The 16,137-nt window shown below is 68.3% G+C and carries 10 protein-coding genes; 1 reads left to right on the forward strand and 9 read right to left on the reverse strand.

Annotated features, from left to right (window positions below):
• Positions 1-76: 76 nt before the first annotated feature.
• Complete coding sequence (locus AC6RV7_RS14090) at positions 77-4,135, forward strand: LamG-like jellyroll fold domain-containing protein (protein ID WP_500094645.1); 4,059 nt, start codon at positions 77-79, stop codon at positions 4,133-4,135.
• 96 nt (positions 4,136-4,231) lie between these two features.
• On the opposite strand, the gene AC6RV7_RS14095 is transcribed toward AC6RV7_RS14090, so the two are convergent.
• From AC6RV7_RS14095 to AC6RV7_RS14135, 9 genes are all read right to left on the reverse strand, one after another.
• Positions 4,232-4,618 carry a response regulator gene (locus AC6RV7_RS14095; protein ID WP_500094646.1) on the reverse strand — a complete coding sequence of 129 codons (387 nt, stop codon included), beginning with the start codon at positions 4,616-4,618 and terminating at the stop codon, positions 4,232-4,234.
• 29 nt (positions 4,619-4,647) lie between these two features.
• Positions 4,648-5,250 (reverse strand): polysaccharide biosynthesis/export family protein, encoded by a 603-nt coding sequence (locus tag AC6RV7_RS14100; RefSeq protein ID WP_500094647.1) that lies wholly within the window; start codon positions 5,248-5,250, stop codon positions 4,648-4,650.
• A gap of 125 nt (positions 5,251-5,375) precedes the next feature.
• The gene (locus AC6RV7_RS14105; protein WP_500094648.1) at positions 5,376-6,227 is read right to left on the reverse strand and encodes a hypothetical protein; all 852 of its coding nucleotides are present in this window, start codon (positions 6,225-6,227) and stop codon (positions 5,376-5,378) included.
• A gap of 194 nt (positions 6,228-6,421) precedes the next feature.
• Positions 6,422-7,783, reverse strand: a complete 1,362-nt coding sequence (gene prsR, locus AC6RV7_RS14110) for a PEP-CTERM-box response regulator transcription factor (RefSeq protein ID WP_500094649.1) — start codon at positions 7,781-7,783, stop codon at positions 6,422-6,424.
• A complete protein-coding gene (gene prsK, locus AC6RV7_RS14115) occupies positions 7,758-9,920 on the reverse strand; it encodes an XrtA/PEP-CTERM system histidine kinase PrsK (protein ID WP_500094650.1) in 2,163 nt (720 codons plus the stop codon). The genes prsR and prsK overlap by 26 nt, the downstream gene beginning before the upstream one ends.
• 4 nt (positions 9,921-9,924) lie before the next feature.
• A complete protein-coding gene (locus tag AC6RV7_RS14120; RefSeq protein WP_500094651.1) occupies positions 9,925-13,146 on the reverse strand; it encodes a tetratricopeptide repeat protein in 3,222 nt (1,073 codons plus the stop codon).
• Positions 13,122-14,015 (reverse strand): exosortase/archaeosortase family protein, encoded by an 894-nt coding sequence (locus tag AC6RV7_RS14125; RefSeq protein WP_500094652.1) that lies wholly within the window; start codon positions 14,013-14,015, stop codon positions 13,122-13,124. The genes AC6RV7_RS14120 and AC6RV7_RS14125 overlap by 25 nt, the downstream gene beginning before the upstream one ends.
• Positions 14,016-14,028: 13 nt before the next feature.
• Complete coding sequence (locus AC6RV7_RS14130; protein WP_500094653.1) at positions 14,029-15,273, reverse strand: hypothetical protein; 1,245 nt, start codon at positions 15,271-15,273, stop codon at positions 14,029-14,031.
• 144 nt (positions 15,274-15,417) lie between these two features.
• Positions 15,418-16,131, reverse strand: a complete 714-nt coding sequence (locus AC6RV7_RS14135; protein WP_500094654.1) for a YdcF family protein — start codon at positions 16,129-16,131, stop codon at positions 15,418-15,420.
• Positions 16,132-16,137 lie beyond the last annotated feature (6 nt).

The following is a 16,137-nucleotide window of genomic DNA, read 5'->3' on the forward strand; positions in this document are numbered from 1 at the left end:
GAAAAGCATGGTAAATCCCGGCGCGGCCGGCCTGAGGCCTTGACATGCTTTCCTTATATATAATGCCTCGGGCGCGATGAATCCTATATCAATACTGACAAGGGCAGGCGTCTGTCTCGGCCTGCTGGCTGCGGTCGCACGAGCGGAGGACCTCTACGTGCGGGCCGGAGCAGCCGGCAGTCGCACTGGAGCCGACTGGAACAACGCCTGGAACAGCTTCAGCGACGTGAAATGGGGCGACGGCGCGGGCCGGCTCGGTCCCGGCGATACGCTCTGGATCGCCGGCGGAACCTACACCTCCGCGCTCGTGGTGGGCGCCAGCGGCACCGCCTCGAGCCCGATCTCGATCAAGCGCGTGCGGGCCAGCGATGCGGTGCCCGCTGCCGCGGCCGGATGGAGCAGCAGTTTCGACTCCCAGGTCGTGATCAACAATCCCGGCTCCTGCATCTACCTCGACAACGGCCTCGGTTCCTACCTGACCATCGACGGGCGGGTGAAATCCGGCATCAAGGTCAATTATCAGAACGGTGGCAGCGGCGTGGAGATGAACGGCGGTGCGAACTTCACGAACACCACGTTCCGCTACATTGAGGCGGCGGGCCCCGGCCCGATCACCCAGAACGGCGACACGCGGGGCTTCGACCTGACGACGCAGGGGATGCTGACGAACCTGACCGTCTCGCACTGCGAGGCGCATCACTCGGACACGCTGATGCAGGTCTCGCAGAGCACGAATCTGGTGATCGAATACTGTGACTTGCATCACGCCGGCGCGATCAACGCCGCCACCTACCACCCGAACACGATCTACCTTGCCACGGTGAAGAACGCCACGATCCGCCATAATATTATGCGCGAGATCGATGTGGAAGGTCTCTTCTTCGGCGACGGTGGCAACGACGGCGCGTATATATACGGCAATCTGTTCTACCAGGGCTCGTCCCCGAAGAACTCGGGCCGCGGCATCGAATTCGACAACTCGGCGGATACGAAAAACGTTCTCATCTACAACAACACGTTTGTCGACCTGCCGCTGTTCGGCGTGAGCTTCAACAACGGCCGCACCCACACCGGTGCCGTCGTGCGGAACAACATCTTCTTCAATACTTCCGCGAACTTCGGTCCGGCCGCCCACGACTACAATTACTTCTCGGGCTCGAACCAGGGCGAGCCGAACGGCATCGCCAACGGCGCGTCTCCGTTCGTCAATGCCGCCGCTTACGACTACCACATCGTCAGCACGATCGCCTCGAACAAGCCCCGCAACGAAGGCGTTAACCTCGGCTCGACGTATGCGACCGATCGCGACGGCAACGTCCGCGGCGCCGACGGCGCCTGGGACATCGGCGCCTACGAGTATCCCTCGAGCGGCGCCCCGGCAAACACCCCGCCGACGATCGCGAGCATCGCCAACCAGACCACGACCTCGGGTGGCACCGTCGGTCCGCTCTCGTTCCTCGTGGCCGATACCCAGACGGCCGCCGGCAGCCTCACGCTGAGCGCGACCTCCAGCAACGCGACGCTCGTGCCGAACTCCGGCATCGCTTTCGGCGGCAGCGGCTCCAATCGGACGGTCACGGTCAAACCCGCCACCGGCCAGAGCGGCACGTCCACGATCACGGTCACCGTCAGCGACGGCACGGCCTCGGCCAGCACGAGCTTCACCGTCACGGTGACCGCCAGCGCGCCGGTGAACACCGCGCCGACGATCACGTCGGTTGCGAATCAGACGATCACCAGCGGCGGCACGGTCGGTCCGGTGTCCTTCACCGTTGGTGACGCCCAGACCTCGGCCGGCAGCCTCACGCTGAGCGCGACGTCGAGCAACACGACGCTCGTGCCGACGAGCGCGGTGACGTTTGGCGGCAGCGGTGCGAACCGCACCGTCACCGTCAAGCCCGCCTCGGGTCAGACCGGCACGTCGACGATCAAGATCACCGTCAGCGACGGCTCGGCCTCGGCCAGCGCCAGCTTCACGGTGACGGTCAACGCGACCGCGCCGGCGAACACTCCGCCGACGATCACGTCGATCACGAATCAGACGATCACCAGCGGCGGCACGGTCGGTCCGGTGTCCTTCACCATCGGTGATGCCCAGACCTCGGCCGGCAGCCTCACGCTGAGCGCGACGTCGAGCAACACGACGCTCGTGCCGACGAGCGCGGTGACGTTTGGCGGCAGCGGTGCGAACCGCACCGTCACGGTCAAGCCCGCCTCGGGTCAGACCGGCACATCCACGATCAAGATCACCGTCAGCGACGGCTCGGCTTCGGCCAGCGCCAGCTTCACGGTGACGGTCAACGCGACCGCGCCGGTGAACACCGCGCCGACGATCACGTCGATTGCGAATCAGACGATCACCAGCGGCGGCACGGTGGGTCCGGTGTCCTTTACCATCGGTGATGCCCAAACCTCGGCCGGCAGCCTCACGCTGAGCGCGACGTCGAGCAACACGACGCTGGTGCCGACGAGCGCGGTGACGTTTGGCGGCAGCGGCGCAAACCGCACCGTCACGGTCAAGCCCGCCTCGGGCCGCACCGGCACGTCCACGATCAAGATCACCGTCAGCGACGGCACGGCCTCGGCCAGCGCCAGCTTCACGGTGACGGTCAATGCCGCCGCGCCGGTGAACACCGCGCCGACGATCTCCAGCATCGCGACGCAGAGCACGCAGGTCGGAGTGGCAGTCGGTCCCATCGCCTTTACGGTGGGCGACGCCCAAACCGCGGCCGGCAGTCTCACGCTGAGCGCGACCTCGAGCAACACGACGCTCGTGCCGACGAGCGGGGTGACGTTTGGCGGCAGCGGTGCGAACCGCACCGTCACCGTCAAGCCCGCCGCCAGCCAGTCGGGCACCGCGACGATCACCGTCAAGGTGAGCGATGGTGCTGCGCAAGCCAGCACGAGCTTCGTGCTGACCGTCAGCGTTCCGGCGACGCCGGCCAGCGGTCTCGTGGCCGCGTATGCGTTCAACGAAACCTCCGGCACGACCGCGGGTGACGCATCGGGCAACGGCAATGCCGGCGCCGTCACGGCCGCGACCTGGTCGTCCGCGGGCAAGTTCGGCGGCGCGCTCGTGTTCAACGGGAGCAGCAGCCTCGTCTATGTGAAGCCGTCGGCTTCGCTGAATCTCGGCGCGAAGATGACGCTCTCCGCCTGGGTGAAGCCGACCGCGACGCAGAGCGGCTGGCGTACGATCGTACAGAAGCAGGTCGACAGCTACTTCCTGCACGCGAGCAGCAACAGCGCGATGAAGCCTGCGGCCGGTGGCACGTTTGGCGGCAAGAAGGCGTGGGCGACCTCGCCCACCGCCCTCACGGTCGGCGCGTGGACGCATCTCGCCGTCTCCTATGACGGCGCGAACGTGCGCCTCTTCATCAACGGCCGCCAGGTGGCGAGCCAGGCCCAGACCGGCGCCATCGAATCGAACGGCAACGGTCTGCGCATTGGCGGCAACGTCCCGTATGGCGAGTACTTCAAGGGCCTCATCGACGAGGTGCGCGTTTATAATCGCTCGCTTTCCGAAAGCGAAATCCGGGCGGACATGAATGCGCCGATCGCCGCCGCCGCCGACACCGACGCTCCGCTGCAGAATGTCTGGTCCGAAACCAGCGTCGGCAAGGTGGGGCTCACGGGCTCCGAATCGTCCGACGAGCGCACGGCCACGCTGACGGTCAAGGGTGCGGGCACCGAAATCGGCGGCAACGCGGATGCGTTCCACTTCGTCTATCGTCCGCTGCAGGGCGACGGCGTGGTTGAAACGCGCATCGACTCGGTGGCGGCCTCCCATGGTGGGGCCAAGGCCGGCGTGATGATTCGCGAGTCGCTGGCTCCTGGCGCGCGCAACGTGTTCCTGGGCCTGACGCCGAAGAATGGCGCGCGCCTCCAGTCGCGCGTGTGGGCGGGCGGGGCGACGAACGCCATCACGGCGCCGAACCTGTCGCCGTATTGGGTGCGCCTCGAGCGGAGCGGCAGCACGGTGATCGCCTCGATCTCCGCGGATGGCACCCACTGGACCGAAGTGAAGAAGGTGTGGATCCCGATGGCGAAGAATGCCTACATCGGCTTCGCCGTCACCTCCCGCGACACGCAGAAACTGGCCACCGCCGTCTTCGGCGAGCCGTTCATCGAGTAACCGGACAACGGTTGATTCCGGCGCCGGCGACGGCGCCAAAGAAAAAGCCCCGGGGCGTGAGCCTCGGGGCTTTTTGCTGCGCGGAGCCGGCGGGAGTCAGGCCGGCGCGCGGTGCTCGAACCACGCCTGCAGGACGGCGAGCAGCTCGGGCACGTGTAACGGTTTCGCGAATACACCCAGACAGCCGGCGGCCTGCGCCTGCCGGTTGACGAGGTTGACATCGGCGCCGGTCATGAGCCAGACGGCGAGCGATTGGTGGCGCGCCTGGGCGGCCGCCAGCAGTTCGCGCGACACCGCGACCCCGTCGGAGTCGGGCATCTGCCAGTCGACCAGCGCCACGTCGAACGATTGCGACGCGGCGAGTTCGAGGCCCTCCGCGCCGGAACCGGCGGTGGCGGCCCGATAACCTTGCTTGTCGAGGAGCAGCGCGAGGATTTCTCGGACATCGCGCTGGTCGTCGATGATGAGCACCGAATGTGACATGGGGACAGGCGGCGGTTCGCCGCGCGCGTTTAGAAGAACGAGAACTTTTCCGGGACGTAGACGATGTCGTAGGCCTTGAGGTAGAACGGCGTGCTCTGCCGGCCGTCGAGGAGCGCCTGCAAATCGAGCGTGACGCGCCGGATCGTGTCGCGCTCGTTGCGAATCACGACGACGGCGCGAGGGTTGGCCTTGGCGTTGTCGAACCCGCCGGCCTCCATCACGGCTTCGAGGGCCGTGATGGCGCGCTCCGGTGCGATCTTGCCGGGGCGCAGCACCGCGCCCGCGACGAACACCGTGAACGGCGAGGAAACGACCGTCACGGTCACGTCGCCCGAGAGCAGCTGTTTCGAGTAGGCGCCGCGCAATTCGGTCTGCAGATCGGCCGGCGTGCGGTCGGCGGCGACGACCTCGCCGACCATCGGCAGGTTGAGTTTGCCGTCGCGGCGGATCTGCTGGGTGCTGTCGAGATTGGGCGCGCCGGGAAACGCGATTTTCAGGACGTCGCCCGCGTGGAGGATCTGTTCCGCCTCGCGCTGCAGGCTTTGCGGGAGGTCGGGCGGCGGCGGAGTGGCGCAGCCGCCGGCGAGGGCGGCGAGAACGAGGGCAATGATTCGCAGGGAGACCGGTTTCATGGGACGAAGCTGAACCGGCCGTCGCGACTCTGCGCGGCGGCGGGCGAACGAGGAGCAAAACGAAACGCGGGCGCCGGGGCGCCCGCGTCAGCCAACACACAATAACAATCGAGGCGGAGTGAGAGTCAGACGAATCTCCGCCTGAGACCGAAAAGGGCGAGGGTCGCGCCGACCAGCAGCAGGAGCGTGGACGTGGCGCTGTCGGGCACCGGGTTCGCCACCGCCGCGACCGGAGTGGCGAAACGTCCCATCAGGTCGTCGTTCCCGCATTCCATCGTGTAGTGGAAGGTCGCAGTGATGCCCGACGGCAGAAACGAGGTATCGACCTGGAGCACATAGTGCTGGTTGTTGCCGCCGTAACCGAGGAGGGACGGATCGCCGGCGTTGGCGGCGGACAGCGGCCCGAAGTAGCTGAGCGTGAGATTCTGCGCGCCGGCGACGGGCGTGCCACCGCTGACGTAGCGGTAGGGATTCGCGGCCGCGACATCCGTGACGCGGCTGACGACGGACGTGCCCGGGGTGAGCGTGAGCACGTTGTAGGTCATCGCTTCGAAGTTGAGCTGCAGGGCATAATCGTAACCGAGCAGATTCGTGGTCAGCAGCGGTTGCGGAATGCCATACTCGGTCGCGCCGGTGTTGGCGGCGGCCGTCCCGTAAAGCGCGTCGCCGTTGACGTCGACGAAGATATCGCCGGACAGGTAGGTGTGGCCATAGGCGGAGGCGCCGTTCTTGAAATCATAGCCGCCGACGAGGGAAAGCGTCGTGCCGTGCAAATACATGCCCTCGAGATCCCATTGCTGGCCGACGAGGGTTTCGGGATTGGTCTCGGTTTCGTTGTCCTCCCGATTGCCATACCACCCCGTGCTGTAGTTGTTGTCGGAGATCGTGACGTTGGTTCCGAGCAGGAGGGGATCCGCGTGGGCCGCGATGGCGGTGAGCGCGGCCAGAACAGGCAGTTGGAGCGAGCGACGTTTCATGGCGGGCGACAAAAGCATGGGCGTTGCCACGGCGGGCAGGCGATCGGCGCGCTCGTGCAACTCACGCGGGCGCAAAGATCAGCAAAGCGAATTTTTTTCCGGGCGCCGGGCGAATCGGCCGAGCCCGTCGATGGGGCGTAAACTTTCCCGTCGCGGTGTCGGATTTCCGACAAGCTCGCCGACGCAGGATGCCGCTAAGGCAAGCGCGCGACGCCGAGTTTCTCCATCAACTCGTAGAGTGTCGGGCGGCTGATGCCCAACTCGGCGGCGGCCGCGGTGATGTTGCCCGCGTTGCGTCGGAGCGCCTGCCGGACCATTTCGCGTTCCACGCGTTCGCGCGCGGCGCGGAGCGGTCCGCCTTCGAGCGTGATCGTGGGATCGACCGGCGTGAGCTCGAGGTCGGCGGCGGTGAGTTGTTTGCCGTCGCACATGATGACGCCGCGGCGGATGCGGTTCTGCAGCTCGCGGACATTGCCCGGCCAGGTGTGGCGCCGGATCGCCTGCAGCGCGTCGGAGCTGAAGACGAGGCCCGGCTTGCTGTTGCCGGTGGCGAACCGGAGCAGGAAGTAGCTCGCCAGCAGCACCACGTCCTCGCCGCGTTCGCGCAGCGGCGGCAGCACGATCCGCACGACGGCGATGCGATAGAAGAGATCCTCGCGGAATTTGCCCGAGGCGAGCGCCTTCTCGAGATCGATGTTCGTGGCGGCGAGCACGCGGCTGTCGACGTGGAGACTCTGGCGTCCGCCCACACGTTCGATCGACTGCTCCTGGAGGAAGCGCAGCAGCTTCACCTGGACGCCGAGCGGCACCTCGCCGATTTCGTCGAGGAAAAGCGTGCCGCCGTGGGAGAGTTCGATCCGGCCCTTGCGGGCGGTGTGGGCGCCGGTGAATGCGCCCTTCTCGTGCCCGAAGAGCTCGCTTTCGATCAGCGTCTCCGGAATCGCGCTGCAGTTGATCGCGATGAACGGACCCGCCGCGCGGAGGCTGCGCTGATGAATGGCGCGCGCGGTCATCTCCTTGCCGGTGCCGCTCTCGCCGAGGATCAACACCGGCGCATCCGTGGTGGCCACCTTGCGGATCGATTCGAAGACCGCCTGCATCGCCGGGCAGGTGCCGAGGAGGCCCTCGAACGTGTCGTGCTGCATGCGCGTGCGCATCTCGCGGAATTCCCGCTCGAGCCGCGCGACGTGGAAGCAGCGGCGCAGGACCAGTTTCAATTCGTCGAGATCGACCGGTTTGCCGATGTGGTCGTAGGCGCCCGAGCCGATGGCGTGGCGCGCGGCCTCGCGTTCGGTCTGGCCGCTCACGATCACGATCTTCAACAACGGATCGAGCGCGAGGAGGTCGGCGAGTGTGGCGAGGCCTTCGGTCGCGGCGCCGGGCGCCGGCGGCAAGCCGAGATCGAGCAGAACGACGAGCGGTTTGGTGGCGCGGAACGCATCCAGGGCGGACGGACGGTCCGTGGCGGTGGCGATGCTGTAGTGAGGCGCGAGCGCCCAGCGCATCTGCGCCTGGATTTCGGGATCGTCGTCAACGATGAGCAGGTGCGGTTTCATGCGAAGCGGCAGACGGATGGGTCTGCGGTTGCGGCCATGCCGAAGAGGGGACGGCGGGCAGGCGCACCTCAACCCGGGTGCCGTGACCTGGCTCGCTCGCGACGACAATGCGTCCGCCGTGGGCCTCGACGATCTTTCGGCTTTGAAACATGCCGATGCCGAGGCCGCAGCGCTTGGTGGTTTGGAACGGACGAAAAAGGGAATGGGCGATGAACTCCGGCGTCATGCCCGCGCCATTGTCGCGAATCTCGAGCACCGCCCAGCCTTCACGCGGCGTAGTGGTCACGCCCACCTGGCCGGACGGTCCCGCCGCTTCGAACGCGTTGCGCACGAGATTGGTGACGACGGTCTCCATCTGCTCGGCGTCGACCCGCACGTCGAGCGCATCGGAAAACCTGCGCACCATCGTGCCGTTCACGGCTGGCGTGCGCTCGAGCGCGCGCCGGACGACGTCGTTGAGATCGCGTTGCTCCAACTCGAGCTCGGGAGTGCGGCGCAGGCGTCCGAGCCGTTCGATCAGCCGGTTCATGTGCTGCATCGTGCGGGCGAGGCCGGAGAGCGCGTCCTGGCGGAACGCCGGATCGTCGCAGTGCACCTGCAGGTTTTGCACCATCAGGCTCAGCGTCGATGCGGCATTCTTGAGGTCGTGCACGAAGAACGCCGCCATCGTCTGAAACGCCTCGAGCTGCGTGGACTCGCGCAGCCGCTGCGCCAGTTGGGCGTTAAGCAGGGCGGCTGCGGCGTGATCGGCGATGCATTCGAGCAGGTCGTATTCCGCCGCGCCGCAAGGCGCGCCGCCGGCGCGATCCGCGATCGTGACGAGGCCGAGCACCTGACCGCGAACGATCAACGGCACCGCTAGCCTGTCCGCGCCACGAGCGAACTGCGCCGGAGGCCACGCGCACAGCGCCGCGGCCCAGCCAGTGGACGCCGCGTCCAGGGGAACGGCGCGCGGATGAGCGATGAAGTAGCCCTGCAACTCGCGCACGCCGGCAGGCGGGAGCGGCAGTTCGCGCCCGGCAGGTTCCGCGGCCGCCGTCGAGGCGGCGCACTGCACGGTTCCCTGCGACGCATCGATGAGCCAGACGGTGACGGACAGCGCGTGCAGCGTCTCCGCGACCTGGCGGGCGAGCGCGCGCGCGACGTCGTTGACCTCGAAGCAGCGCGCCGAGTCGCGCGCGAGGCGACGCCAGGTCGCGGGATAATCGTAGGCGGAGCGGCGGAAGTGCCGGGTCGCAAAACGCCGCAGTCGCACGCGGGTCCGCTCGGAATAGGTCAACAGGCCGAGGAGCACCAGCGCGAGCAGGGCGATGAGCGTGCTGGCTGCGAGCATCGTGTCGCTGGTGAGCCGGTTCGCGGTCTGCGCGCTGAAACCGGCGCCGAGCAGATACAGTCCGGTCCAGCCGAGTATCAGCGCTCCCTGTGCGCCCGGGGGCGAAAATTGAACGTCGACGTCGAGACGCGGTTCGCGCCGAAGTCCCGCGGTCATCAGCACCAACGCGGCCAGCAGCGCGCCGGCTTCTACCAGCGCCTCCACGGGCGAGGTCTCGCGAAAAATCAGCATGGGCGTGGTCGCAAGGACCCGGGCGGCAAAAACCAGACCGAGGCCGAAAAGCAGCAGCTTCACGCGCCAGCGCAGCGCGCCCGCAGAGCGCCGGAAGGTTTGTTCGAGCGCGAACAACATCACCGTCGCGGCGACGAGCGCCGCCGCGTGGATCGCGAGGGCGGGGCCGTGCAGGTGAAACCGCCAGCCGGCGGCACTCGAACGGGTCGCGGTGACCAAGGCATCGTGCCACCACCCCGCGAGCGTCACGGGCATCGCGGCCACGGCCACCCAACCGCCGCTGACGCGTTTCGATAGCGACGCCGGTCCCCGCCCATATCGGCAGGCAAACCAGATCCACCACCCCGGCAGCAGCGCGGTCGCGGCCAGACGCCACGCTTCCCAGGTTTCCGCGCGACCCGCGGTCGCGGCGTGCGCGGCCAGGCCTGCGAACAGCGACTCGGCGGCGAGCGCGCCCAGACCGGCGACAAAAAGCGTCTTGAGGCGCGAGCCCCCCGCCCGCACCGCTGCGATCAGCGCGACGACGACGGCCGCGGCCGCGGCCACGAAGGGAAGATAGGAGAGCGGGTGCACGTTTCTAGAGCGGCGTCGGTTTTTTCCGTCCGAACTCCGCGATGGCCCGCCGCGCTTCGGCGGCGAGATCGGCGCGCAGATCGAGTTCGAGGGCGCGCTGCAGCGACGTGCGGCTGTCGTCGGAGCGTTGCAGCGCCGCTTCGGTCATCCCGCGGTAAAAGAACAGTTCGGCGTCGTCCGTCAGCACGCGTGCGCTCGCGTTCAGGAGTTCGGCGGCACGAGCGAACTCACCGCGCCGATAGAGCAGTTTTCCCAGTGACTTCGTGAGGCGCGCGTCGTCAGGAAAGGCTGCATGCGCCTGCCGGCCGAGAACGACGAGCGATGCGTCCGCGGCCGGATCGTCCGCCAAGAGGAGAAACAGTCGTCGCTTCGCCGGCGCGAGATCCGGATAGCGCTGCAACAAGGCGCGGTAGGCGCGCGTTGCCGCCGCAGAATCGGGGCCGGCCTCGCTTGCCATGGCCTGGGCCATCGCCGCCGGGGTGCAGTCCGGGTGCGCGAGCAGCGCTGTCTCAATGCGGGCGATTGCCCGACGGGCGGCGGCCGGGTTGTCCAGTTCGAGCAGCGCAAGAACGGCCGCGGCATGCTCGCGCGCGGCGCCGGCCGGCTCCGCTGCCAACCCGCGCCGGATCGCCTCGCGGGCAGCATCAAGGCGCCCGATGCGATACGCGGCCTCGGCGAAATCGGTCTGCACCTGCGCATCGTCCGGCAGGTCGCGCGCGGCGTCAGCGAGCAGGCTTTCCGCCCAGCGAGGATCGCCGCTCGCGAGTGCGATGCGACCGAGTTCATGCGCGGTGGCGGAATCGTTCGGCGCCAGCCGGCGCGCGGCTCTGGCATAATCGAGCGCTGTTTCGCGATCGTGCGTGAGCGTCGCGATCCGGGCGAGGTCGAGCCTCAGCGGCACGCTTCCCTGACTCGCGGCCAGGGCCCGGCGATAGGCGTCACGCGCGCCCGCGAGGTCGCCCGATCTCTCCCGCCGGATCCCGTGCAGCCGGAGCGCCATCGGATCGATCTCATCGCCATCCGCAACCGCGGGTTCGTCGCCGTCGGTAGGTTCGGAGGCGAGGAAGCGTTCCACGAGACGAAGCCGGGCGACGAGGTCGGTGCGATGCGGAAACGCGGGCTCGAGCGCGAGCGCCTGCGCCAGCGTTTCCCGCGCCGGCGCGGGATCGGCGAGCATGTAGTGGGTGAGACCCAGGTGATAGAGGACCGCGGGATCGCGTGGCAGGCGGGCGGCACTTTCCCGCAGGAGTGCGCGAGCCCAGACGAACTGCCCGCGCCGATACAGCACCCAGCCGAGCGTGTCCGCCAGGTGGGGATCGCCGGGCGAAAGCTGGCGGGCCCGTTGCGCGAGCTCGTAGGCGCGATCGAGCTGCGACGGGTTCTCGGCGCAGAGACACGCGAGATTGTTCAACGCCGGCGTGAAACGGGGATGGCGGGCGAGAATCTGCTCATAGCACGCGCGGGCGGCCTCGGTGTGACCGCGTTCATGCTCGATGACGGCGAGGAGCATGGCGGACGCGGTGTCGTTTGGCTCGCGGGCGATGCCGGCGCGCAGTTGCGCGACCGCCTCGTCGGGGCGCCTGGCCTGCAGCGACAGGCGGGCAAGCAGGAGGTAAGCGGTGGCGGATTGAGGTTCGCACGCGATCGCCGTGTGGAGAGATCGCTCGGCGTCCGCGCGATTACCCGCGCCAAGCAACAGTTTGGCGGCGAGGACATGCAGCGCCGCGCTCCGAGGCGCGAGCGCGAGGGCGGCGTCGACGCGTTGACGCGCGTCGGCGGTCCGGCCCGCGGCGAGGTCCAGTCCGACGAGCTGTTCGATGGCGGCGGCGTCGGCGGGCGCGAGCGCGAGCGCGTGTTCGAAGGCGGCGCGAGCTTCCGTGGTCCGACGCAGTTGTTCGAGTGTGAGGCCCGTCAAAATGAACCCGGCCGCGTCGTTCGGACACGCGGCGGTGAGTTGCCGGCACGCGTCGAGCGCGGATTCGAGGTCGCCGGCGGCCCGCCAGGCGCGGACGAGCAGGACGCGGGCACGAGCGAGCTCAGGTCGCCGTTCCACGAAGGAACGCAACGGACCGAGCGCACTGGCGGTGTCGCCGCGTCCAAGTCGGATTTCCGCGAGCAGCAGGATCGCGTCGGCGTAGTTGGGCGCGAGCGAAAGCGCCCGTTGCAACGCCGCCTGGGCTGCATCCGGATCGTGGCGGGCGATCTCGACCAGCGCGTGCTGGTAGTGAACCGCCGCGGCGCGCGGATACAATCGCGCCAAGGTGTCGACCGAACGCGCCGCCGCGGCGAGATTGCCCTGCGCGAGCTGGACGCGCGCCTGCAGCAGCAAGGCATCCGGCTGCGCGCGATCGCGCGCCAGCGCGCGGGCGAGCAGCGCTTCGCAGCGCGGGTAATCGCGTTCCGCGGCCGCCAGCTCCGCGCGGCGGATGAGCGCCGGCATGTAGTCGGGCGCGGCCGCGGCGAGGCGGTCCAGTGCGTCCCGGGCGGCGGTGAGGTCGCCCTGCGCGAGGTGAAACTCGACCTCTTGCAGCCGGTAACGCGAACGCAGCGGTGCGCACCGGGCGGCCTGCGCGAAATGCGCGCGAGCGCCAGCGAGATCTCCTCGTGCCCGGCACAGAGTGCCGAGCGCCGCGTGCACGGCCGGCTGTTCCGGCGCCAACGCCGCGGCTTGCCCGAGAAGCTTGCCGGCGTCGTCCGGACGATTCTGGCGAAAGGCGAGAGCGCCGAGGGCGAGCAGAATGGGAGCGTTCTGCGGGTCGCGTGTGTGCAGCGGCTCCAGCCGCCGGCGGACCGCTTCGAGGGCGGCTGGCGTCGTGCTCGTTTCCACCAACAGCAGCGCGCCTTCCATGTCCGTGGTGCGGTGTTTCAGAACGAAGTCCACCTCCGCCTGCGCGTCGTCGAGGCGGCCCGCGGCGAACAACGCGAACGCGAGCCGCAGGCGCGAATCCACGTCGGTCGGCGCGAACTCGCGCGTCCGGAGGAGATACGGGAGCGCCTGGCCGAGGCGCCCCTCCGTCAGGCACACTTCGCCGAGACGCGCGAGCGCGTGCGGATTGCCCGGCGCAAGCTGCAGCACGTTGAGATATTCGATCTCCGCCGCAGCATAATGGTGGCCCGCGAAATAGGCGTCGGCGGCGGCGAGATGGCGCGCCCGGCGCGTGTCGCGGGTGCAGCTGCCAGCGGCGAGGCTCGCGAGCACAATCAGGAGGGGGACGACGGGACGCATCGGGAGAGGCGGGCCGGCGCGACGGGCTCATGACGAGCGAGCCAGAACGCGCAGCCCAGCAGGGGAAACAGCGAGAGAACGAAAAACAACGGACCGCCCTGGCGATGCAGCGGCGAGTCGATCATCTGCGGTCCGAAGCGAAGACAAAGTTCTCCGATCGCGAAGATCCGGACGCTGTTGCGCAGGAGTCCGATCGGAATGACGCAGGCGGCGAGCAGGACGCGCGGCCACGCGCGGGCGTAGAGCTGGCAACCCACGAAGAGGGACGTCACCAACAGCACCAGTGTGGAGTGGATGCCGCTGCATTCCGGCGCGACCTGCAGCCAGAGTCCCGGGAGCTGGAGCAGCGGACCGCTGGCGAGGACCGGTGTGCCGCTCAGGCGGAAAAAGCCGACCGCGCCGAGTGCGGAGGCGGATTGCAGGAACGATTCGGCGGCGGCGAGCCAGGGCGCGGGTAGTGGCGCGAGCAATACAAGAAAGGCGAGCGGTGCTCCGGCGTGCCGCAGCCGGGCCCGGCCGCTGAAGGCACTGACGCCGGCCGCCACAAACGCGACGAACGACAGCGCTCCGGCGGCGAGAACGGACGTCGGGTCGCCGCCGCGGAAGCGGAGGAACTCCCCGCCGGTCCAGCTGGCCAGGGCGAGCGTGAGAAACAGCAGCACAAGGCGCGCGTCGCCGGTTTCGGCGGGCGGACGGGTGCGGCGACGCATCCACGCGAGATAAAGGCTGAGCAGCGGAATGAGCGGCAGGTGGGAGTAGAGCTGGCTGCCGGCGGCAAAGCGCCAGAGCGCCAGGAGCGGGCTCACGAAGCCCGCGGCCAGCAGCACCACAGCCGCGCGAAACCAGGCGCGCTTGAGCAGCGGAGTCATGGGGTGCGACTACCTAGTAGCGGACGCCGAGCTCCACGGCGAATTGGTCGCTGCTGAAACCGTAGCCGGGAAGCGACGAATCGTTCTTGCTGTGCTGATAGGAGATGGAGGCGGAGCCGCGCTGGAGAAACGCGGTGGACAGCTCGAGGCGCGAGGTGCGGCGGGAATCGTTGCGCAGTTCCGTCAGCAATCGCCCGAGCGGATCGACGCCGATGTAGTGCATGCGCTGCTTCTCGAACGAGGCGGTGAGAAAAAAATGTCCGAGCAGTCGCTGCTGAAGGCTGTAGCCTTGCAGGGTGTTTTCGCTCACCTGACTCGTGAAATAGGAGACCGCAACTTCGCGGCCGCCGTGGGCGGTCAGCCGCGTCGTGCGCGTGGGACGGTATTCGATGGCTCCGTCAAAAACCGGACGACGAAGCTTCGACGTCGTGTGGCCGTAGAAGGTGCGATGCTCTTCCCCGCCCGAGAGGCGGAGGGTGAGCGTATCGCGCGGCCGCCAGCTCACCCGCGCCTGCGGGCGACGGTAGAGTTGGTTGGCGCCGGGCTCGACGTCGGCGAATCCGCCGCCAAGGCCGACGGCGACATCGAGGTCGGGTGCGATGCGATAGTTGAACCACGCGTTCACCGGCCATTCGTGCGAGGACGGGGCGTCCTCGGCCGAGCGCAACTGCTGTTCAGCGGTGACTTCGACGCCGGCCCGGCTGCCGAGCGCGCGACCGACGAAGAGCGAGGTGACGTGGGTATGCTGTTTTGTCTGCCGGCCGGTCTCCACCAACGGCGCCGAGGACGTGGCGTAGACATGGCCGAGCCGGAAGCTCCAGTCCTCGTATTGGGTGCCGCCGGAAAGCGCCGCGGTATGGTCGAAGGAATTGCGAAACGCGTCGTTGGAATACCAGCTTTTGAGCCCGGTGTAGTCGAAGGACCAATGAGTGCCGAGGTCGACGATGCAGCCGGCGGAGACGCTGTAAATCGACGTGGTGAGCTGCTCGCCCGGTTGCACCAGCAGGCCGTCGCTGTGCACGTAGCTGAAGGAGGCGTGAGGCCGCAGCGCAAACGGTCCCGATTGGAACGGCGCGACGCGCGGCGGCGGCAGCAGGGCGGCGAGGCTCGGATTCGACTCCGGCCGCGGCGCGAGGGCGGCGGGGGTGCGATCGGGAGCGGCCGACGGCGACAAGGTCACGACCGGTTGAGCGAGCAGAGGCGTGACGACGACGAGCAAAGCCGCGACGCCGCGCGGCATGAGTTGAAGCGATTTCATGGCGAGGCTGAGTCCACCGTTCGATTCTGAGCATGCCGGCGATGGGTGGCCCGACGCGTTCGGGGGCGCTTTCTGGTTGTGGGGCGGGGCTTCCGACCCCGCCGTTTCGGCTCTATCGCACGCCCTACAGCAAAGCGGGCATGATCAGGAGCGGCCGGAATCGAGTAACGCCTCGTAGAGCCAGCCGACGGTTTCCTTGAGGAGATCTTCCGCCCGATCGCTCGAGTGCCACCATGGCCCCTCGAAATCAGCGGCCGGACGCCAGGAAATCGCGCCCACGGTCACGTCCGAGGGAAAAACCTTTTCGAAGACGAGCCGGCTGCGCCGCGCATGGGCGCCGAACGTGAACACGGTCAGCGAGTGCGGATGCAATCCGCGCGCCGCGAGCGCGGATCGGCAGGCGAGGGCGGTCTGATATGTTCGCTGTCTCGAAGTTTCGACTGGCAACGCGAGCACGACGCGCTCCGGAGGAACGCCCGCGGCGATCAGGTCGCGTCGCGCCATCTCGGCGTAGCTCCACTGGCGCGTGTCCCAGCGGTCGCTGGTGAGTCCGCCGGTGGCGACGACGTAGTGAAAGCCGGCGGAGCGGAATTCGGACGCGGCGGCATTGACGCCGCCGTTGCCGATCCAGCCCTCGACGACGAGGATGTCCGGCGCGGGGCGGTCGGTGAGGGCGAGGAAACCTTCGCCGCCGAACCACCAGGCCGTGCCGGCGCCGAGCGCCACCGCGGCCAGCATTCCCCAGCCGAGCCAGGTGGGCCACCAGAGCTGGCGGCGGGCGAAGAAGCGGAGCGGACGGGGGCGCGGCGGACGCCTCTCCGTCGCAACGACGGACGGGCATGAAGGAACGGCGGGCATGACGGC

This window comes from Opitutus sp. sgz309028 (genome assembly GCF_059821195.1).